15 protein-coding genes and 1 tRNA gene are annotated in these 20,646 nt (G+C 44.3%); 5 read left to right on the forward strand and 11 right to left on the reverse strand.

Annotation, left to right across the window (positions count from 1 at the left end; all coding sequences use genetic code 11):
• Positions 1-170: 170 nt before the first annotated feature.
• The 10 genes from PGQ38_RS04860 to PGQ38_RS04905 form a co-directional block, all read right to left on the reverse strand.
• Entirely contained in the window at positions 171-2,237 is a 2,067-nt protein-coding gene (locus tag PGQ38_RS04860; protein WP_270430934.1) for an autotransporter outer membrane beta-barrel domain-containing protein, read from the reverse strand.
• 692 nt (positions 2,238-2,929) lie between these two features.
• A complete protein-coding gene (locus PGQ38_RS04865; protein ID WP_118579368.1) occupies positions 2,930-3,550 on the reverse strand; it encodes a V-type ATP synthase subunit D in 621 nt (206 codons plus the stop codon).
• A 17-nt stretch (positions 3,551-3,567) separates the two neighbouring features.
• Complete coding sequence (locus PGQ38_RS04870) at positions 3,568-4,950, reverse strand: V-type ATP synthase subunit B (protein ID WP_118579365.1); 1,383 nt, start codon at positions 4,948-4,950, stop codon at positions 3,568-3,570.
• 18 nt (positions 4,951-4,968) lie between these two features.
• Positions 4,969-6,738, reverse strand: coding sequence for a V-type ATP synthase subunit A (locus PGQ38_RS04875; protein WP_118579362.1), 1,770 nt, complete (start codon positions 6,736-6,738; stop codon positions 4,969-4,971).
• Entirely contained in the window at positions 6,731-7,318 is a 588-nt protein-coding gene (locus PGQ38_RS04880) for a V-type ATP synthase subunit E (protein ID WP_226854244.1), read from the reverse strand. Before PGQ38_RS04880 ends, PGQ38_RS04875 begins: the two co-directional genes overlap by 8 nt.
• Before the next feature lie 17 nt (positions 7,319-7,335).
• Positions 7,336-7,644, reverse strand: a complete 309-nt coding sequence (locus tag PGQ38_RS04885; protein ID WP_117851005.1) for a V-type ATP synthase subunit F — start codon at positions 7,642-7,644, stop codon at positions 7,336-7,338.
• Positions 7,645-7,646: 2 nt separating this feature from the next.
• The gene (locus PGQ38_RS04890; protein ID WP_118579356.1) at positions 7,647-8,078 is read right to left on the reverse strand and encodes an ATP synthase subunit C; all 432 of its coding nucleotides are present in this window, start codon (positions 8,076-8,078) and stop codon (positions 7,647-7,649) included.
• 87 nt (positions 8,079-8,165) lie between these two features.
• A complete protein-coding gene (locus tag PGQ38_RS04895) occupies positions 8,166-10,136 on the reverse strand; it encodes a V-type ATP synthase subunit I (protein WP_148462110.1) in 1,971 nt (656 codons plus the stop codon).
• A gap of 18 nt (positions 10,137-10,154) precedes the next feature.
• A complete protein-coding gene (locus tag PGQ38_RS04900) occupies positions 10,155-11,198 on the reverse strand; it encodes a V0D/AC39 family V-type ATPase subunit (RefSeq protein WP_118579353.1) in 1,044 nt (347 codons plus the stop codon).
• The gene (locus tag PGQ38_RS04905; protein WP_118579350.1) at positions 11,198-11,518 is read right to left on the reverse strand and encodes a hypothetical protein; all 321 of its coding nucleotides are present in this window, start codon (positions 11,516-11,518) and stop codon (positions 11,198-11,200) included. The genes PGQ38_RS04900 and PGQ38_RS04905 overlap by 1 nt, the downstream gene beginning before the upstream one ends.
• A 503-nt stretch (positions 11,519-12,021) precedes the next feature.
• On the opposite strand from PGQ38_RS04905, the gene trmB reads away from it, so the two are divergent.
• From trmB to PGQ38_RS04925, 4 genes are all read left to right on the forward strand, one after another.
• Positions 12,022-12,675, forward strand: a complete 654-nt coding sequence (trmB, locus tag PGQ38_RS04910) for a tRNA (guanosine(46)-N7)-methyltransferase TrmB (protein WP_118579347.1) — start codon at positions 12,022-12,024, stop codon at positions 12,673-12,675.
• A 65-nt stretch (positions 12,676-12,740) separates the two neighbouring features.
• On the forward strand, positions 12,741-12,902 hold the full coding sequence (locus tag PGQ38_RS04915) for a hypothetical protein (protein WP_173719405.1): 162 nt from the start codon (positions 12,741-12,743) through the stop codon (positions 12,900-12,902).
• Between the two features lie 16 nt (positions 12,903-12,918).
• On the forward strand, positions 12,919-16,404 hold the full coding sequence (locus tag PGQ38_RS04920) for a DEAD/DEAH box helicase (RefSeq protein ID WP_270430935.1): 3,486 nt from the start codon (positions 12,919-12,921) through the stop codon (positions 16,402-16,404).
• 173 nt (positions 16,405-16,577) lie between these two features.
• Positions 16,578-16,650: transfer RNA gene (locus PGQ38_RS04925), tRNA-Lys, on the forward strand.
• Positions 16,651-17,785: 1,135 nt separating this feature from the next.
• Here the strand turns inward: PGQ38_RS04925 and PGQ38_RS04930 are convergent.
• Positions 17,786-18,343, reverse strand: a complete 558-nt coding sequence (locus PGQ38_RS04930; RefSeq protein WP_173716926.1) for a C40 family peptidase — start codon at positions 18,341-18,343, stop codon at positions 17,786-17,788.
• Positions 18,344-18,647: 304 nt separating this feature from the next.
• Between PGQ38_RS04930 and PGQ38_RS04935 the strand changes: the two genes are divergently transcribed.
• Positions 18,648-20,417: a DUF885 domain-containing protein gene (locus PGQ38_RS04935; protein ID WP_270430936.1), complete on the forward strand. Its 1,770-nt coding sequence runs from the start codon at positions 18,648-18,650 to the stop codon at positions 20,415-20,417.
• Positions 20,418-20,646 lie beyond the last annotated feature (229 nt).

Raw genomic sequence — 20,646 nt, forward strand, 5'->3', positions numbered from 1 at the left:
TTTAGAAAAGAACTGTCTTGATACTTCTTTTCTGACCGAGATTTTTATAATTCAGGTTCACTCTTCTTTTAACGAAAAAACACTGAGCCACAATAAAGTGTATCCCAGTGTTTTTTCTTATAACTCATCAAGCCCATAATCTTCAAATTAGAGAGTTTCTTTATCCAATTTTAAAGCTGATCCGGTTTCTCAACTGTATAAACACTCTGATCCTGGATTACCGTTGCTCCGGACATATCTGCTGTGTCGCTGTAGGAACCAGTTGTAATGGTGTACTCGCTGTCGCCCTGTACATACACAGTTCCGTCTGTACCCTGAATTGTTACAGTTTTTCCATTACTATCTACAATTGTTCCCTCATTTTCCAGAGATGAGACAGTACTGTCGCCAGTTACAGTCCAGGTGGAATCTGCGCTTACATAAACGTTGCAGTATCCCTCTCCGCCTTCGCCTGCATAGCTCTCATCATCTACAACTGCACCTGTCAGGCTGCTGCCTTCTGTGAGATAAAAGTCAAGATCACTGATAGAATCCCAGATCACATCTCCCTGCATATCCTGACTGATTCCTGTAAAGTGACAGTCAGCTCCGTTAACCCCAGACTGTCCCCAGCCTCTCTGGTTGGTGTTACCTGTGCACTGCAGGAAAAATTCATTGTCATCGTTATAGTTAATATCCACGTTATTTAAAGTAATCGTACTCTCTGTATTGGTTGTATAAAACACACCGCCGTTCTCAGAAGTCAGGCTGCCGCCATCCATCTGGAAGGTACTGTTACCAACCTCAGAATCACCAGACATGCTCTGGTAAAGGATTACAGTCCAGGTATTATCATTCTGATCCAGATCACTCATGTTTCCTGTCAAGTCACAATCATAAAGATGAATAGAATTCAGACCTTCAATACAAATAGCCTCAGAACCATTTGCTGTCAGAGTTGCATTGCTTACCGCAATATCAGCTGTGCTGTAAATAGCCGGGGAACCAACGCCGTTGGAAACATAATTTCCACCATCGATCACCATTGTTCCGCCGCCTCTGTCACTTCGGATTGCAGCAGAAGACTCACCGTTCGTTTCTACATCCAAGTCCCATCCGTAAAGAGTACCACCACCAGCTACATGAACACCACCAGAGGTATCCTGAGTCGTTTTCACAATTGTACCAGAAGCATATACAGTTCCATCACCATATGCAAAAAGCCCTGCTCCACCTGCTGCATCTGTAGTCACGCTGCCATCTTTCACATAAGCAGTACCATCTGTTGCCAGAACAGCAGCTCCTACACCATAGAAGCTGGAATTGTCTCCGCCCTGGCTGTCTGCAGAAGTTCTTGTAATGGTATCATTATCAAGTGTTACGTTTGCTCCGGAAGAAATCAATGCTGCATTCTCGTCAGTTCCTGTTGACTCAATTGGCTCATTTGATACAGTTGTATCTTCTATATACTCATTTACCGCAGTATAACTGTCCACACCCTGAGACTGGCCATCAGGACCTCCCTGTCCTGAAGCGCCTTGTCCATCACCGCCAGGCTGGCCCTGACCGCCCATTTCCATGGACATTACAGTAATGGAAGCAGCATTTCCATCCTCATCTAAAGTGATAGAAACGATATCGCCCTCTTGAATGTCAGAAAGTGAAATCTCCTCAGCCTCTGCGGACTGTCCGTTACCGTCTGGTTTTTCCGGCTCTTCTCCGTCCTGGCTATCTGTATTCTCACTTTCCTGGTTATCGTCAGCTGCGTCCTGACTGTCACTTGCTCCATCAGAAGAATCAGAATTCTGTCCATCACCTTCCGGCTTCTCTGACGCACCGCCATTCTGTCCATCTCCGCCAGGCTGCATACCGCTTGCCTGCTTTGTGATCACTGTATCCGCAGTAATTGTAATCGTCTGCTCCTCGCCAGTCAGATCCAACATAGAAGGCGCCTCACCGCCCTGGCCATTTCCATCCGGTGCTCCGCCATTCTGTCCATCTCCACCAGGCTGACCCATCTCTTTCATAGTCCCAACTGCAATGGTAATCTCCGAATCAGAAACCGACTTAACCTCACCAAGTACCATATTCTCCTGACTCTCGTCACTACTCTCACCCGAAGCATCTGCCTCACCACTTTCATCATTCGCCGCATCCGCAGCCGTCTCCGTCTTACTATCCTCCGCATAAACCATAGCCGGAACAGAAGTTGTTGCTACCATAATTCCCATTAAAACTGCTAAATATCTACGTTTCATACCCATTCATTTCCTTTCTGTATTCATTCAACCCTTCCGAAGTCCTCATTCTCTCCATCCGGATCATTTTGTTTTGTGTTCCTTATGGCTAATAATATACAGACCAAATGTGTGCAATTAATGGGAAAACTGTGTTCATTCCATGGTCAACCTGATAAGAAACTGTGAACTCCACCAAAAGAATATGCCGCAACAACCAAATTCAGTCGAAATATACTCCACTCAAAGAATACACATAACAGAAATGATTTTTGACAGAACTCAAGAAGAAAGCTGACTAAAAATATACAAAAGAATAGAATATAGTAAACACGAAAATCTCCCCAAAAGGAATCAGTCAACGTTTCCTACCAGTACACAACGCTAAGCAAACGTAATTACCATCCGCCTCTCTTCCCAGGCGCTGCGTCACTTCCTCCCCTCCTTCAACTACTCCCACCTGCAGCCGCCGTCCTGTTTTCCCCTTCGCCAGTACACAGTGAGAGGAAGGTGGTGTCGGCTGGGGGCTTTGCCAAAATGGGCGTTTGACGAGTATAGCGTCCCTAAGAATTGCACTGTCTGAGCCCTGCAAGGGCGAGTTTGCAATTCTTAGGGACAATAGGCGACGCAGTCAAACGCCCATTTTGGCATCGCTCCTAGCCGACACCACCTTCCTCTCACGTACCTTAATGACAGAAAAAAACAGGGCGCCATCACGCACCCTGCTTCATTCTCTTAATAACCTTAAGTCTGGTAAATTCCTCTCTCTCCTTCTCCTCCAAAGCATTGGAAATATCCTTGGTCAGAGCCTCGAACTTCGGAATCGTAATATTCTTCAGCGCATTCGCCCTCTTCTGAGTCTTCTTAATATTACTAGCCAGCCGAATCGCCGAATTCTCAATCATAGACAGCTTAATGGAAAGCTCCTTCACCCTCTCAAAAGCCGCCTTCGCCTCATCCAGAGACATCTTTGTACTATAATAAGCATATGTGGGAACATTCCCCGACTTATCATACTCCACCAGCGGAATCTCCGTACCCATAACACTACGTGTCTTAATACGGATAGAATTCTCCACCGGCACCGTATGGGAAATCTGATCCACAAACGCGATACCCATCTCCATATTCGCTTTCTGCAAAGCCTCATACGCAGTCCGGAACGTCTCGTCAATCTGTCCCTGGATATCCTTCGCCTGATCAACCAGATTCATCATCTCACGAATCAGAATATTACGCTTCTTATCCATCAGTTCGTAACCCTGACGGGAAAGAGCAAGTGAATTCTTAGCCAGAATTAAATTACCCTTGGTAGGAAAGGTATTCGGATCCATTCAAGTCACCTCACTCTTTATTTGGTAGTCTCGTGATAATACTGATCCAGAATCTTAGTATCAATACGGTCAAGCTCATCCTTCGGAAGCATACCAAGAAGCTCCCAGCCCTTATTCAGAGTATCGATAATACTTCTGTTCTCTGTATCTGTCTGACCGACAAACTCAGCCTCAAACGCCTTACCAAACTGCAGATACTTCTTATCCAGAGGAGAAAGCTCGTCCTCACCGATAACAGAAGCAAGGGCTCTCGCATCTCCAACCTTTGCATAACAGGAAAACAGCTGGTTGGCAACATCCTGATGGTCTGCTCTTGTGAAGCCCTCACCAATACCATCCTTCATCAGACGGGAAAGAGACGGCAGAACATTGATTGGCGGGTAAATACCCTGTCCATGAAGCTGTCTGTCCAGAACAATCTGACCCTCAGTAATATAACCGGTAAGGTCAGGGATCGGATGGGTAATATCATCATTAGGCATGGTCAGAATCGGGATCTGTGTAACAGAACCTGTACCACCGGAAACAATACCTGCACGCTCATATAAAGTAGCAAGCTCACTGTAAAGATATCCAGGATAACCTTTACGGGAAGGAATCTCTCCCTTGGAGGAAGAAACCTCACGCATTGCCTCACAGAAAGAAGTAATATCTGTAAGGATAACCAGAATATGCATACCTTTTTCAAAAGCAAGATACTCTGCTGCAGTCAGGGCAATCTTCGGAGTCAGAAGACGCTCAACAGTCGGATCATTTGCCAGGTTCAGGAACATAACAACATGATCGGAAGCACCGCTCTCCTCAAATGTTCTGCGGAAAAACTCTGCAACATCATACTTAACACCCATTGCAGCAAACACAATGGCGAAATTTTCATCGGAATCAGCACCCAGAGATGCCTGACGCACGATCTGTGCCGCCAGCTTATCATGTGGAAGACCGTTTCCGGAGAAAATCGGAAGCTTCTGTCCACGAATCAGGGTGGTCAGACCATCAATTGCAGAAATACCGGTATTGATGTAGTTACGCGGATACTCACGGGTAACCGGGTTCAGCGGCAGACCATTGATGTTCAGGCTTACCTCCGGTGTGATCTCGCCCAGCCCATCGATTGGCTGTCCAATACCGTTAAAGGTACGTCCCAGGATTTCCGGGGAGAGCCCGATTTCCATAGGATGACCGCTAAGACGTGTATGAGTGTTTCCAAGGGACATATTATCTGTACCCTCGAAAACCTGAATTACTGCTTTATCTTCGTATATTTCAATAATACGGCCAAGCTTTTCGGTACCGTCATCCATACGGAAGGAGACGATTTCCTCGTAGGAAGCGTTTTTAACGCCTTCCAGAACTACAAGAGGGCCGTTTATTTCACTAAGGCCTAAATATTCGATTGCCATAAAAAACTTACCTCCCTATCAGCCGTTTCTCTCTAATACGTTATCATAGAATCTGTCGATGTCAGCCTTATACTGGTCAAACATCTCAGGTTTGTTATTCGGAACATCATATTTGATAGCAATAACACGCTCAAAAATATTGTCCTCCTTCAGTACGGAAACCGGCATTCCCTGATTAACAAGGGAACGGCACTTCTCGTACAGATAAAGGATGATCTCCATCATATTGAACTGCTTGCTCATCGGTACACAGGTATCCTCTGCATGGAACGCATTCTGCTGAAGGAATCCAAGACGGATAACCCTTGCGATCTCCAGAGTCAGCTTCTGGTCATCCGGAAGAACATCACTACCGATCAGCTTAACGATTTCCATCAGGGAACTCTCCTGGTTCAGAATCGCCATCAGCTGATTACGGTCGCTTACAAATTTAGCAGAAACATTATCTCTGTACCATGGGGTTAAATCCTCCAGGTACTCACTATAACTTGTAAGCCAGTGGATAGCCGGGAAATGACGGGCATAAGCCAGAGATTTATCCAGTCCCCAGAAACAGCGGACGAAACGCTTTGTATTCTGTGTAACAGGCTCGGAGAAGTCACCACCCTGTGGGGAAACTGCACCGATGATGGAAACAGAACCCTCTGTTCCATTTAAGTTCTGCATCATACCCGCTCTCTCATAGAAAGCGGAAAGCTTGGAAGCCAGATAAGCCGGGAAGCCTTCCTCTGCAGGCATTTCCTCCAGACGTCCGGATAACTCACGAAGAGCCTCAGCCCAACGGGAAGTGGAGTCTGCCATGATGGCAACGTCATAACCCATGTCACGATAATACTCAGCCAGTGTAACACCTGTATAAATAGAAGCCTCACGGGCTGCAACAGGCATGTTTGATGTATTGGCGATCAGAGTGGTACGGTCCATCATCAGGTTTCCGGATTTCGGGTCGATCAGTTTACTGAAATCCTCCAGAACCTGTGTCATCTCGTTTCCACGCTCACCACATCCAATATAGATAATGATATCAGCGTCAGACCATTTTGCGATCTGGTGCTGTGTCATGGTTTTTCCAGTACCGAAACCGCCAGGAATCGCTGCTGTACCACCCTTTGCAATTGGGAAAAGGGTATCCAGGATACGCTGTCCGGTTACAAGCGGCACGCTTGCAGGGAAACGCTTGTAGGTAGGTCTTGGCACACGGATCGGCCATTTCTGCGCAAGTGCGATATCGCGCTCACTGCCATCAGAAAGACGAACCGTTACAATCGGGTCAAGGATGGTATATGCTCCGTCCGGAACCGCCTTGATAACCTCAGCCTCTCCAATTGTTGGCGGAACCATGGATTTATGAAGAATGGAAGCTGTTTCCTGAGTCTCGGCAATGATAGTACCTGCGCTTACCATATCTCCAACTTTAACAGTTACATGAACATCCCATTTCTTAGCAGTATCAAGGGAATCAACACTTACACCACGGGAAATATATTTTCCGGAGGATTTTGCGATCTCCTCCAGAGGACGCTGGATACCGTCGAAAATGTTATGAATGATTCCAGGTCCCAGAAGAACGGAAATAGCATCGCCTGTTCCCATTACTGTATCGCCTGGCTTCAGTCCTGTTGTCTCCTCGAAAACCTGTACGGTGGTCATGCCCTTTTTCAGACCAATGACCTCACCGACCAGCTTCTCAGGTCCAACATAAACCATCTCGGAAATCTTAAATCCCGGGTCGCCTTTCAGATAAATAACAGGACCGTTAACGCCGTAGATAATACCTGTTTTATTCATGGCTCAGCCCTCCGTCAAATTTGAATTCTTTTTTCAGCTTCTCATAAGCACTCAGGAAAGAGTTGTCGATCAGGATATTTTTCGCCGGGATGGTAGCTTTGATACCGCCCATAAACGGCTCCTTGGAAATCTCAACTGTAAATCCTGTCTTTGCAACGATAGAACGCTGTAATGCTGTATCTTCCGGGGAAAGATAGATGAAGATTTCATCATTTCCCGCAAATTCTCTTGCCTTCTGGATTCTTGTACAAAGATAATCCTGATATTCAGGGCTCTCCATAAAGTCCTCCAGATGATTCTTAACCTCTACAAAAAGCTCATTTCTAAGCTCATTCTGTTTGGCTGTCCAGTCACGTCTTAAAGTCAGCTGCTCAGCAGAAAGTGCCTTGTTTACCTCTCGGGTAGCATTTTCTGTCTCTGCCTTGATCTGTGCCTCGGCATCCATTTTTCTTGATTCTTTATGCTTTTCAAGCATTTCTTCCAGACTCTTCTTATGTGCTTCCAGTGTATTCTCAGCCTCTGTCTGGGCTTCCGCAACGGAAGTGTCATAGAAATGCTGCAGTTTTTCTTCAATTGTCATGCTTGGTCTTCTCCTGCCTATAACTTTAAGCCAATGGCTTCGTTAACATATCCGGTAATAAAATCAGGTTTGCGGCCTGTACCATGCCTGTCAGGGATTTCGATGATCAAAGGCGTTTTATGGTTCAGCTTTACATCGTCCACGATCTGGGGAAACTCCCTGCCGAATTTCTCGGTCAGGAGGAGAATCCCGATTTCCTTGTTGGCGATTGCTTTTTCCAGAGCGTCCTTCAGTTCGTCACGCTCATGGACTACCACGCCTTCCACACCTGCCAGTCTCATCCCTGTGCAGGTATCGATGTTGTCACTGATCAAAAACATTTTCATAATTATAATTTACCGATGATCATGAAGGAAATGATCAGACCGTAAAGAGCAACACCTTCGGCAAGACCTACGAAGATAAGGGATTTACCAAGAATGCTCTGATCCTCGCTGATTGCACCAAGAGCTGCACTTGCCGCACTGGCTACGGCAATACCACCACCAATACAGGAAAGACCTGTAACAAGAGCTGCTGCAATATATCCAAGACCTGTTGCAATACCTGCATCAGCGCCTGTTGCAGCCTGTACAGAAGAGCTTCCTGCAAACATAACCATTGCTGCTACTAACATGGTACCAAAGAAGAAAAATGCGTTTGTTGCGATTGTTGTTTTGTAACGTCCACGGCTCTTCTCGCCGATGAAATAGTAACCAAATGGAACGATAATGCTTAATACAAGCGCTACTGCTAAAATAATCTGTGTCATAACTGTCATGATAATTGACCTCCTCGTGTTTTAACATTTGTAATGTCACTGCATTTCACAGAGACATTTGATAAATATTTCACTACCAGCGGCAGTTTACTTTGCCTCCGCGTCAGAACGGAACGGCTCGAATTTTCTTCCGCTTCCTTTGTAGAAACGGCTAAACATCTCGTAATACTCAAGTCTCAGTACCTGGATACCAACGATCAGACCCTCAAGACCGCATACGAAAATATTTCCGAGAACAATCACTACCCAGTTCGGGCTTCCGTTCTCAGCACCGGCCAGCATCAGTACAACCTGCATCATAGCTGCATGGCTGACTGCATAAGCTCCGATACGCACGAAAGAAAGTGTGTTGGAGAAATAGCTCAAAAGGACTTCGAACATCTCGAAAAATCCCTGAACAATAAACATTCCCACACCGCCTTCAAAAGCTGCCGGCTTCTTTTCCACAAGGTTTGTAAGAGGCTCTTTTAAGAACATTACAAGCAGCGGAAGGATAAACATAATGCAAAGAACAATACCGCCAGGAAGCTTATGGCCTGTCATGAACAATGCAATTACAATCACTGCGGATCCATAGAATACAAGGCCTGCAACAGAGTTGGTATCAAACCATACTTTCTCTGTATCCTTTGCTTTCAGGGAATTCATAATATTAAAAATCATGCACAGAAGAATGATTCCCATACCAAAGCCAATAGCGATAATAAATACGGTATTCAGTTTTCCGATAAAAGGCACATTCATCATGGCATCCATAGGCCTTAACCATACAGGCTCTATAATATCTTCAAATCCGAAGACGCTGCCGAACATGAAGCCAAAGAATGTGGAAAAGATACCTGCACAGCTGATGATTCCGGCAAGATCAATATGCTTGAATCTGTAAAGAAGATATCCGCCGATCAATAAAACCAGACCCTGTCCTGCATCTCCGAACATTGCGCCGAAAATAAAGGAATAAGTGATGGCGATAAACCAGGTTGGATCCATCTCTCCATAAGCCGGAAGGCCATACATTTTGGTGTACATTTCGAATGGCTTGAAAAGCTTGGGGTTCTTCAGCTTGGTAGGCGGTGTCTTATGGGCATCCTCCTGCTCATTCTCATCAATCAGACAGAAAATACGGGAATCTCCGGAAATATCATTCTGGAAAGCTTTGGCATCCTTCTCTGTCATCCAGCCACAAAGGATATAAAATGGTTCCTTCGGCTTATAATCGGCTGCTGCCTCTCCCTTATTGTCCCCATGTGTGCATGCTGCCAGTTTACGGATATCAAAGTTCCGTGAAAACTGGGAAAGTGTATGTTTGCAGGAAACAATGTCGGATGCATTTTTTCTGAAGAAAGCTTTTCTTGCCGCTTTGTTTGCATCAAGATCTGCAATTGTTTTCTTGTACTGCGCTTCAAGTGCTGTGTATGCAGCTTTGGCAGTTCCATCATACTGATCCGGTACAAAGATTTTTTCAAAGTGCATAGCAGAATATACGGCATGAATTCGCTGTGCTTCATGAACGGGAACAAAATAAATTCCCCAGATATAACGGTCATCTTCATCACATTTAATGAAAATCGTATCCAGATTATCATAAATGTATGTTTTAAATTTATCGAAATAATCTTTCTCGATCCGTCCAAAGCGATAATGAATATAACGCATTTTCAGGATTGACTGCACATCAAAGTCTACATTTCGGAAAGGATAGATGATACGAAGTGATTCTGCCAGAGAATCACGTTTCTCTTCCAGTTCCTGACGGGTCTTGTTAAGGACATCCGCTTCATCTTTGATCTGCTGTACGAAAGAGAGAGCTTTTTCGATTGGCAGCTTCTTCGCAGAAGCCTGCTCCGGGTTCTCAACCTCTTCATAGAAGCTTCCGACTGTGCTTAAAGCTTCTTTATAAGGATTGATTTCAAGATAAGGGGAAAGATTCTTCACATCTGTGAGCTCAGTAAGAGCATTCTCCAGATGAATCTCATACCGGCTGAGGTAATTATTTACAACTCGGTCGATATCCTCTCTTGGCCCGGTAATGCTGACAAATTTCATTTTCTCAATCACATTGCTACCTCCGGGTTACTAATTGTTGTGAACATAATGCATTGCCTCGTCCGGATCAACCTGGTAACGAACACACTCCAGTGCGATGGTCAGACGGTTTACCTCATGCTCTTTGTGGTAAAGATAAGAATACAAAACAGCTACTGAATAAGGATCCTTGCGAGCCTCTTTCTCAAGCACGGTACGGAGCAGACTATTATAAAGCTCCTCCATGGAGATCAGGTTCAGCTGCTGATATTTCCTGCCGTACCAGGTACGGGAAAAGATCTGCTCACCTTCTTCTTTGCTGGTAGCTTCCACCAGAGCTGTGATTTCTTCTTTCTTTAGTTTATAATTCACGGGAATCAGCTGTGCGTAGATGGCTGCCGGCTCCATTTTGTAATAACGCTTGGATCTCAGGATAAACTGCAGATTCAGCATATCAAACTTCTCACCATAAGCCTTGGTGATCTCGTCCAGATCGTTTCCCTTGAATAACTTTTTGCGGACACTCCAGATCTGATTAAAATAATAAAGATCAAGAGCCATTCCGTAGTCAAATAAAAGTCCATTGCCGTTCTCATATACGCTCTGAAGCGGAGCATAGAATTCATTGCCCTTCAGGGCTGTCATGAACTCATCCATATTTCCGGCACCTGCCACTCTGTCAATGTCCAGCTTGGAATGGTGCAGGAAAAAGTCGCGGTAAGGACTCATATCCACAGGATCGGTGCTTCTGTGATCAAAGAGATTCGTCATGATCTCTTTCAGAACACGGATTTCGTAGCGCTTGGAATAAAGTGCCAGGAACTTGCGCTGCTCCTTGTTTGCAAAATTGTAAATGCGGGAGAAATTTCCGAAAATGGATTTCTTCAGAAGCTTCTCGATCTCACCTCGGTGAAGATTATTCTCATCAAGGTCTGACCATGCTTTCGCATATTCCGGCGTTTTCTTCAAATAAGCGGCTACCTGTGGAACGTCCGAAAAGCGGACGATTTCCTGAAGCTGTTCATCTGTCACCAGATGACTGCTCATAGCGCGTATTTTCGTGGAAATTCCGCTGTAGGAAAGAACGCTTCCCATTACATCACTTCCTCCTGAATGATCTTTTCAAAAATTTCTCTGGAAAGGCGTTCGTGATTCTTCGCATAGTAAGCGTCCAGCTGACTTAAGGCAGCCTGAGTGTCTTCCCGCAGGGATGACAGGCGCTTATCCTTCTCACCCTCAAGATTCCGGCGAATTTCCTTAATCTGCTCTTCTGTCTGTTTCTCCAGCTGGGTGTCGAATTCCTTGGACTGCCTTTCCATCTCAGCTGAAAGAGCTTTCTTCTTCTGCAGTGCATCCTTCATAATGGTCTCTGCAGTTGTCTCTATCTCGGATAACTTACCGATTATCTGTTCCATTTTTCCCCTCCTTTTTCAAGTTTTAAGTATCTTACACCCATTTTGATGAAAATACCAGTCAAACTTTGCCTAAAATTTTCACAAAAATTCAATACAATTCCAGATGTTTTGACTAAAAATTAACGATCTTATCAATTCCTGTCATATCGAAATTTTATACTAGGTACACGTATTAATTATAAATAGGAAGAAAATGCATATTTATACAGAGTTCTCCCACATTTTTCCGTTTACTTTTCTTATTGACGCATTTCATATTCAGTCAAAATTAGTCAGTTTTTTCAATTAAAAGAACTTTGCGTTTCCCCCCTGACATAGAATGTGTTTGAAAAATCACGATATCAATATTATTGCGGAAAAGCAGGAAATCATGTATAGTAGTTTTGTTAAGAATGAATACAATTTCAGCTGATTCTGACAAGCATTTTTTACCACCCGGTAAACTTTTGCAAAGAGCCGGAATCAGTTTCATACAGCTATAAATATAATTACAGGAGGAACCTATGCGACTTAGAAATATACCAGGCGCCAAAGACGCAATTGCAGAAAGTATCTACGTGATCCAGAATCCCCAGGAGAATAAGGGAAACTGGGACAAGGTTTTCCCACAGCATCAGCCTGTCCATCTGGAGGTTGGCATGGGAAAAGGCCGCTTTCTTATGGATATGGCGAAGCTCCATCCGGAGATCAACTATATCGGAATCGAAATGTATGACAGCGTACTCCTTCGTGCCATTCAGAAGAAAGAAGCCCTTGCAGAAGAAGGACAGGAGCTTTCTAATTTAAAATTCATGCGCATGGATGCAAGACTTCTTCCCGAAGTTTTTGAAAAAGGCGAAGTTTCCAGAATCTATCTGAATTTCTCTGATCCCTGGCCTAAGGCTCGCCACGCTTCCCGCCGCCTTACCTCCCGGGAGTTTCTTTCCCGCTACGACAAGATTCTGAAAGAAGACGGAACCATCGAGTTCAAAACTGACAACCGCGGCCTGTTCGACTTTTCCCTGGAAGAAGTCCCGGAAGCCGGATGGAAACTGGAAGCTCACACCTTTGACCTCCACCATAACGAAGAAATGATGATTGGAAATGTAATGACCGAATATGAGGAAAAATTTTCCTCTATGGGAAATCCGATCTGTAAGATGATCATTCGTCGTTAAATGTTTCACCTTGCTGTATTTCTTTTCATATTATAAGGAAGAAATATCTGGCAGGAGTTTTTTATATGAAGCGAACCAGATCTTTGCAAAAATTTGCTGCTCAATTTGGCTATGAACATAAAAACAGAAGCAATCCCTTCTCCGGCATAAAAAAGCATGCCAATGAACTGTCCAAACTGCTGGACAGCATGTTTCCCAAGGACAAAAACGACAAAGAAAAATCATAAAAAGGAAGCCAAACAAATGAAAAATTCTCCGACAGAAGTGAAAAAGAAAGAAACGGAAGAGCGCAAACGTCAGGAAGAGCTGGAAAAACAAAAGCGTAACGAAACGTACCAGCTTCTTGGCGGTTCCCAGAATGACAGTGACGCAGACGACGATTCCTCATTAGACGGAAATATCCAACAGCTGGAAAATTACAGCTACTTTGACGGCGACAAAATTCTTGAATCCCTAAAGCTTGCCCCCAAAGACCGAAAGAACGGGGAAGCCATCTATCGCCAACAGAAAATGAATGTCACAGATATTTCCTGCGGCTACGACAGGATGAACGGTCAGCGCCTTGGCCAGATTGAAGCAACCTTCCAGACTGGCAGAGATATCTTCGGCGTCACCCTTCTTTTCTCTCACGAGGAAGTTACTTATGCAAGATGCGGATGCCCGGAATGCCACAGAAAATACTGGGGCTGGTATTCTGATAATTCCAGGTGCCAGTATACAGCTGCACTTGCCTTCTATATTCGTGATTATGTAAACCACAGCAATTTTTCGGATGCCACTGACATGAACGGAGACTATCTGCTGAACTCCTATCGCAGAGGACAGCTCAAAAATGACCAGAAAGAAACACCGGCCCATGTTTCCGCAGGTGTTTCCCTGGTTCCAAGACTGACACAGAATGACAATAAGCTTTCCGTTTCTTTTAAGGTAGGAACTTCCAAAATGTTCGTGGTAAAAAAACTGGATGACTTCTGCCGTCAGGTTCGCAACGGTGAGACCGTTCAGTATGGAACCAACACCCAGATCAGCCACAAAACGCAGGATTTCACAGAGGAGAGCCGCAAATGGATCCGCTATATTGACCGGATCGTCCGCGAGGAAGAGCAGTTTGTAGACAAAATCCAGAATTCCGGCATCTATTTGCCAAAAAAATTTAATGTTGGCAATTCTCTGGATCTTTTTGGCTGGCGTCTGGACAGTTTTTATGACAATATTTGCAATGATAAAATAGATTTTGAAGATAAAACTCCGGATGCTGCCCGTAAAAAAGCCCAGCTTCACTGCAAAACAGGGAATCCACGGATTTCCATACGGATTCTGAATGCCTCTAAGGACAAAAAGCAATTTGACGGTGTCACAGTAAAGGGATACATCCCAGAGCTTTTTCAGGGTATGGACTCTTCATACTTTATCCAGGATGACAGCTTCTATAAAACCGAACCGGCCTTTATGGAGAAGGTCCGTCCATTGACAGCGCTTTCCAGAAATGGAGAATTCCACTTCCAGATGGGGCGTAATACACTGTCCAATTTTTATCACAATGTGCTGCCCCAGCTTCAGGAAGTGGCGGATATTACGGAGGAAAATCCGGAGAAATTCAGACAGTACCTCACGCCTGAAGCACACTTCGTATTTTATCTGGACATGGAAAACGATAACGTTATCTGCAAGGTAAGCGCCTTTTATGGAAAAAGAGAATTCTCTGTAGGAAAGCTTTTACTTCATGAGGATATCTCCCCGGACCAGCAGTTCCGTGACTTTCCTCTGGAAAACAGTGTGCTGGATCAGACCATGGAATGGCTGCCTTACTATGATCCCGACTTTGACGTACTTCACTGCAACCATGACGAAGAACTTAGCTATCAGATCATGGAGTCTGGAACTGCCGCCCTCATGGAGCTTGGCGAAGTACGCTGCACCAACCGTTTCCGCAGCAGACACACCTTAAAGACTGTAAAGGTTTCCGTTGGTGTGTCCGTATCCGGCGGACTCCTGGATCTGAATATTTCCACGGATGATATTTCCAGCCAGGAGCTTCTGGATATCCTGAAAAGCTATCAGCTGAAGAAAAAATATTACAAGCTGAAAAGCGGCGAATTTGTCAATCTTCAGGAGCAGAACCTGGAAATGTTGGCAGAACTGATGAAAACCCTTCATCTCACCCCAAAGGAATTTGTCAAAGGAAAAATGCACATTCCGGCATACCGCACCTTATATCTGGATCAGATGCTGGAGAGCAACGAAAACATATATGCCAACCGTGACCGTCATTTCCGTGAAATCGTAAAAGGCTTCAAAACCATTAACGATGCCGATTTTGAAGAACCGGAAAGTCTTTCCAGGATCATGCGAAAATACCAGAAGAACGGTTACAAATGGCTTCGTACCCTGGAAGCATGGAAATTTGGCGGAATTCTCGCCGATGATATGGGCCTTGGAAAAACCTTACAGGTAATCGCAGTTCTTCTTGCAGCGAAGCTTGAAGGAAAAACCGGCACATCCCTGGTAGTAGCTCCCGCTGCCCTTGTTTTTAACTGGGGTGAAGAGCTTGCCCGATTTGCCCCACAGCTGAAAGTTTCCCTGATCGCAGGAAGTCAGTCCGAACGTCAGGCGAAGCTTCAGACGTACTCAGATTTCGATGTTCTGGTCACCTCTTACGATCTTTTAAAAAGAGATATTGACCAATATGAGGAAAAAGAATTTTTATACCAGATCATTGATGAGGCACAGTATATCAAGAATCACACAACAGCAGCAGCCAAATCTGTAAAGGTGATCCACAGCCAGACCCGCTACGCACTTACTGGAACACCAATTGAGAACCGCCTCAGTGAGCTTTGGAGCATTTTCGATTATTTAATGCCGGGATTTCTCTACGGTTATGATTCCTTTAAAAAGGAATTTGAAACTCCGATCGTAAAGAACGACGATGAGTCTGCCATGACCCGTCTGCAGAAAATGGTGTCTCCATTTATCCTTCGCCGTCTGAAAGAGGATGTGTTGAAGGATCTTCCTGAAAAACTGGAAGAAGTCCGTTACGTGAAATTTGAGGATGCACAGCAGAAGCTGTATGATGCCCAGGTTGTACATATGAAGGAAAAAATTGCCCAGCAGGACGAGGGCGAATTTAATAAGAGCAAATTGTGGATTCTGGCTGAATTGACGAAGCTGCGACAGATCTGCTGCTCTCCTTCTCTTTGCTTTGAAAATTACCGCGGTGAATCTGCCAAGGCTGAGAGCTGTATGCAGCTGATCCAGAGTGCTATTGATGGTGGGCACCGTATGCTTTTATTTTCCCAGTTTACTTCCATGCTGGCTCTTCTTCAGGCAGCACTGGAAAAAGAGGGGATTCCTTATTACATCATCACTGGGGAAACCTCCAAGCAGAAACGACAGGAGCTTGTGAAACAGTTCAATTCTGATACCACTCCTGTATTTCTCATTTCCCTAAAAGCAGGCGGCGTTGGACTGAATCTGACAGGTGCAGATGTGGTTATCCACTATGACCCCTGGTGGAATCAGGCTGTCCAGAATCAGGCCACTGACCGTGCCCACCGTATCGGACAGACAAAGAAAGTTACCGTGTACAAGCTCATCGCCCGCAATACCATTGAAGAAAAGATCCAGAAGCTCCAGGAAGCAAAGCAGGATCTGGCAGAGCAGATCATCAGCGGTGATATGGGACAGCTGAGTGGTATGAGCAGGGAGGATATTCTGGAATTGTTGTAGGAAATGAAAATAGATTGCTGTTTAGTGGAGTTGTAATCCCCCCACTAAATAGCAATCGTAAAAGTTTTCGAAAAAATTTAAAAAAATTATAAAATTCCTATTGACTTTTGGTGCACACCTGATATATAATACATCTTGCGTTGAGGAAATAACAACTCAGCGAAATAAGAGATGCGCCTTTAGCTCAGTTGGTAGAGCACCTGACTCTTAATCAGGGTGTCCAGGGTTCGAACCCCTGAAGGCGCACTGAAAGCACTGTTTTTGCGGACAAAGCGATTGCCGCGGGGACGGTGTTTTTTTGTGCCTGCAAAGCCAGTAAGATCAAGGCTTTCGGGGATTTTAACCCTTTCGACTATAAATTGTAATCTCACGTTTTTCCAAAAACTGTTACATTTGGGGTAGTTACAAATGGTTACATTTGAATACATTTTTGAATACAAATAAAGTATGCAACTTTACCTTTCAATTTCTCTTAGCAAAAAGCCCTCTGCCATAAATCATATCTGATTCTGGCAAAGGGCTTTCTTCACTTGATTTTTATAAATTTTTCTCTTTCCTTATTCTCATAATTTGCTCCATTGGAACTCCAAATATCTGAGAGATCTCTGTAGCATTGTACTTAATATAAAAATCAGCTGTTCTGCGCCTGGGATGCTCTCACGGTTGCCAACCGCATTCGTAATCCTATACTTTTTTGTCAGACATTTTATCGTTTTTGGCTTTAATTGTAATATTTTTCGCGAATATTCTATAATATTTTGATTTTGTAAAAGTCAATACCTTTTTGCCGATTTCTGTCGAATTTTACATTTTCATAACAATAACCAAAACATTTGTTTCGATTCCCATTATGTAAATCAACTCATCCACATGCTTTTCCATGTGGATAATGTGGATAACTTTGTGCATAACTTGATTTTTCAACATTTTTTCATATTTTTGAAAGTGGAAAACTTTCTACCTATTAATTCACCTATCCACATTTTTTTTAAGTCTTTGTGCAATCTGCTAATTTCAACACTTTTCGACATTTTCCCTTGCAAAATATCGTATTTACAATACCTTACAAAATACACACAAATCAATTTTATTCTCTCACCATTCCCCTTTGTATCGTGGCATGGTTACCGTTCGCAACCTTCACAGTAACAAGCTTCGCAATGCACAAAAATCATGCTTTGCATGATTTCGCGCCGCAATTCTCGGGTTTTCTGCGAACCTTGTTCAAAAAAGCACCTCGCGGAATGTTATCAGCGAATAACAACGTGGCAGACTCCCGTCACTGTACAAAAAGGCCGGGGAAACCTTCCCCGGCTGTAAATGTCAGAACAGGATAACCGGATTTCATATCCGTTTTATCAAATGCTCCGCTCCCTCACTCTTATTCACTAAAGAAGCCGTCCGCTTCAATGTAAGTTCCTACTCCCACAGGCGCCTCATAATCATAGTTGGAAATCTTGATTCCAGACGCAGATGTACTTGCATGGATAATCTGTCCATTTCCAATGTACAGTGCCACATGGCTGATTCCGCTTCCATAGAAAATCAGATCTCCTGGCTCCAGATCTTCCACGCTTTTTTTCGCTGATTGATTATACTGATCTGCTGCTACTCTGGGCAGTGAATAGCCAAACTGTGCAAACACAGACATTACAAACCCGGAACAGTCTGCTCCGTTTGTCAGACTTGTCCCACCGTAAACATAAGGATTTCCCTCAAACTGCAGCGCAAAATCCACGATTTGCTGACGAAGCTCTTCCTCAGAAAGTACCTCCTCTGCCTCTGCAGTCTCTGTCATCCCAGCTACAAATGCCTCGCCCGCCTTTTCCACAGCAGCCTTAGTCGCTGCAAACGCAGTCTGTGGAAAAATCATCTGAGAACAGACCGTTATACACATTGTCATTCCGCAGATCAGTTTTTTCATTTTATTTTTTAACATTCATACACCTCTCAATTTATATAAAATCGCCCTTCAAAATGTTACATTTATATTAAGCATATGTAACAATTACGCATAATATCACAACAATCTGTTACCGTCAATTTTGCTCCCACAAATAAAAAAATCGCCTTTTCCGTGAAATCCAACAACTTCCCCATGACATCCCCAACTAATTTCGTCATTCCCGTCAGTCTTGTACACAAAATACACATAATCTTAAAGCCATGGAACCAAATATTTCGCATACTACACTGAAATTCTCAATAATATAGTAGAAATCCCCCAGAGCAGAGGGCATCCTATGTCAAACAGACCAAAATTCACCGCCGCTATTCTGGCTTTTTTTCTTATTATCTGCTTCACATTTTCCTGGCTTTTCAGTCATGTCTTCTCCGAAAATGCCCGCTTCGAAAACTTCGCGGAGTCCATATTTGAAAAAGAGGTTTCCGGAAACGCCCTGAATCTTCATTATTCCCTGGCTTATCCGGAAAAACAGGGCATCTCACGCCCCCGCGCTACCCTTGGCACAATACATCCCAACAATGAAAAAGCCTCTGCCCAGTGCCAGGAATATGTAAAAAAGCTGAAAAAATTTTCCCAGTCAAAGCTCAGTACTTCCAATCGCCTGACCCTTGATCTGCTCCTCCTTTACTACCACACCGAAGCCTCTCTGGGCGACAATTATCTTTTGGAAGAGCCGCTTAGCCCAAGCCTCGGGATCCAGGCGCAGCTGCCTGTACTGCTGGCGGAATACTCCTTCTACACCAATCAGGACATCACCGACTACCTGAATCTCCTCTGCAGCACGAAAGAATATTTCCAGAGCATTCTCGCCTTTGAACAGACAAAATCTGATGCCGGATTTTTTATGTGCGACGAAACCCTGGAACGCATTCAGGACCAGTGCCGTTCTTTTATTCAAAACCCGGATTCCAATTATATGCTGAAAATTTTTTCCCAGAAACTAAAAGCCTATGGAAAGCTTTCCGAAAAGGACCAGGAACAGCTGAACCTGACCCATAAACAGATTCTGAAAGAAACGGTTCTCCCCGCATATCAAACACTGATAGAAGGTCTGGAACAGCTTCGGGGAACAGGAAAAAATACCGGAGGACTGGTCAATTTTTCTGGCGGAAAGGAATATTACCAATATCTTCTAAAAAGCCAGGTGGGAATCTACATACCTGTGGAAAAACTGGAAAAGCGCCTCACCCAGCAGCTTTCCACCGATTCTCAGGAAATTTCAGAACTTTTGAAACAGCATCCACAACTTCTCACATTGCTAAATGAGAAAATGGATTTGCCAGATATGGAGCCCACACGGGTCATGGAGCTTCTGGAAAAAAATATTCAGCAGGATTTCCCCTCCACTGCTTCTGTAGATTTCGAAATCCGGTCTGTACATAAATCTATGGAAGAATTTCTCAGCCCGGCGTTTTACCTGACACCGCCAATGGACACAGGAGCGCCAAATGTTATTTACATCAATCATGGACGGCAAATTTCCAATCTGGAGCTTTTTACCACGCTGGCGCACGAAGGCTTCCCCGGTCATCTTTACCAGACCGTTTATTTCGGACGACAAAGTCCATCCCATATCCGGTATCTCATCGATTACAGCGGATACGTGGAAGGCTGGGCCACTTATGTAGAAAGTTATGCGTATGATTATGCCGCAGATTATCTGTCTGCCGGCACCTTATCCTCACAGGAAGCTTCTGCCTGCACGCGACTTTCCTGGCTGAACCGCAGCGTGAATCTGTGCATTTACTCCCTGTTGGATGTGGGAATCCATTACCACGGCTGGACTCCTGCGCAAGCCGCCCGCTTCCTGAAACTTTTCGGAATCCGTGATGCTGCTGTCACGGCCGAGATTTACCGATATATCACCGAAACACCTGCTAATTATCTGAAATACTATGTGGGATATCTGAATTTTCTGGATCTGAAAGAAGAACAGCAATCCCTCCTTGGCGAAAACTTTGATCTGAAAAGTTTTCATCAGAAGATACTGGAAATCGGCCCTGTGCAGTTTCCGGTTTTGCGAAAATACATGAACGAGAAATTGTGATTGCCTCTGAAGCTGCAGTATTTTCGCCCGGCTTCTGCCTGTCAGGTCCACGCGCAATATTACCCGAAAATTCCCGAAATGCTGTAACATTTTTTTAAATATTTATGTAATAACTTCTTTCTTTGAGCACAATAATTTGCTATAATGAACTCACATTGAAAATATGCAGGATCCATCTGATTTTCTGATCCTGCTGGTCATACTTTCCTACATTAGAGAAGGGCAAAAT

The organism is Blautia faecis (assembly GCF_027662325.1).
Lineage (GTDB): Bacteria > Bacillota > Clostridia > Lachnospirales > Lachnospiraceae > Blautia_A > Blautia_A faecis.

What these genes read in the sequence shown, in the direction of transcription:
- PGQ38_RS04915 (WP_173719405.1), top strand. Translation starts at nt 12,741, where the DNA reads ATGAAGCGAACCAGATCTTTGCAAAAATTTGCTGCTCAATTTGGCTAT.
- PGQ38_RS04900 (WP_118579353.1), bottom strand. Translation starts at nt 11,198, where the DNA reads ATGGGAAGCGTTCTTTCCTACAGCGGAATTTCCACGAAAATACGCGCT.
- trmB (WP_118579347.1), top strand. Translation starts at nt 12,022, where the DNA reads ATGCGACTTAGAAATATACCAGGCGCCAAAGACGCAATTGCAGAAAGT.
- PGQ38_RS04880 (WP_226854244.1), bottom strand. Translation starts at nt 7,318, where the DNA reads ATGACAATTGAAGAAAAACTGCAGCATTTCTATGACACTTCCGTTGCG.
- PGQ38_RS04870 (WP_118579365.1), bottom strand. Translation starts at nt 4,950, where the DNA reads ATGGCAATCGAATATTTAGGCCTTAGTGAAATAAACGGCCCTCTTGTA.
- PGQ38_RS04935 (WP_270430936.1), top strand. Translation starts at nt 18,648, where the DNA reads ATGTCAAACAGACCAAAATTCACCGCCGCTATTCTGGCTTTTTTTCTT.
- PGQ38_RS04920 (WP_270430935.1), top strand. Translation starts at nt 12,919, where the DNA reads ATGAAAAATTCTCCGACAGAAGTGAAAAAGAAAGAAACGGAAGAGCGC.
- PGQ38_RS04885 (WP_117851005.1), bottom strand. Translation starts at nt 7,644, where the DNA reads ATGAAAATGTTTTTGATCAGTGACAACATCGATACCTGCACAGGGATG.
- PGQ38_RS04905 (WP_118579350.1), bottom strand. Translation starts at nt 11,518, where the DNA reads ATGGAACAGATAATCGGTAAGTTATCCGAGATAGAGACAACTGCAGAG.
- PGQ38_RS04890 (WP_118579356.1), bottom strand. Translation starts at nt 8,078, where the DNA reads ATGACAGTTATGACACAGATTATTTTAGCAGTAGCGCTTGTATTAAGC.
- PGQ38_RS04865 (WP_118579368.1), bottom strand. Translation starts at nt 3,550, where the DNA reads ATGGATCCGAATACCTTTCCTACCAAGGGTAATTTAATTCTGGCTAAG.
- PGQ38_RS04860 (WP_270430934.1), bottom strand. Translation starts at nt 2,237, where the DNA reads ATGAAACGTAGATATTTAGCAGTTTTAATGGGAATTATGGTAGCAACA.
- PGQ38_RS04930 (WP_173716926.1), bottom strand. Translation starts at nt 18,343, where the DNA reads ATGTTAAAAAATAAAATGAAAAAACTGATCTGCGGAATGACAATGTGT.
- PGQ38_RS04875 (WP_118579362.1), bottom strand. Translation starts at nt 6,738, where the DNA reads ATGAATAAAACAGGTATTATCTACGGCGTTAACGGTCCTGTTATTTAT.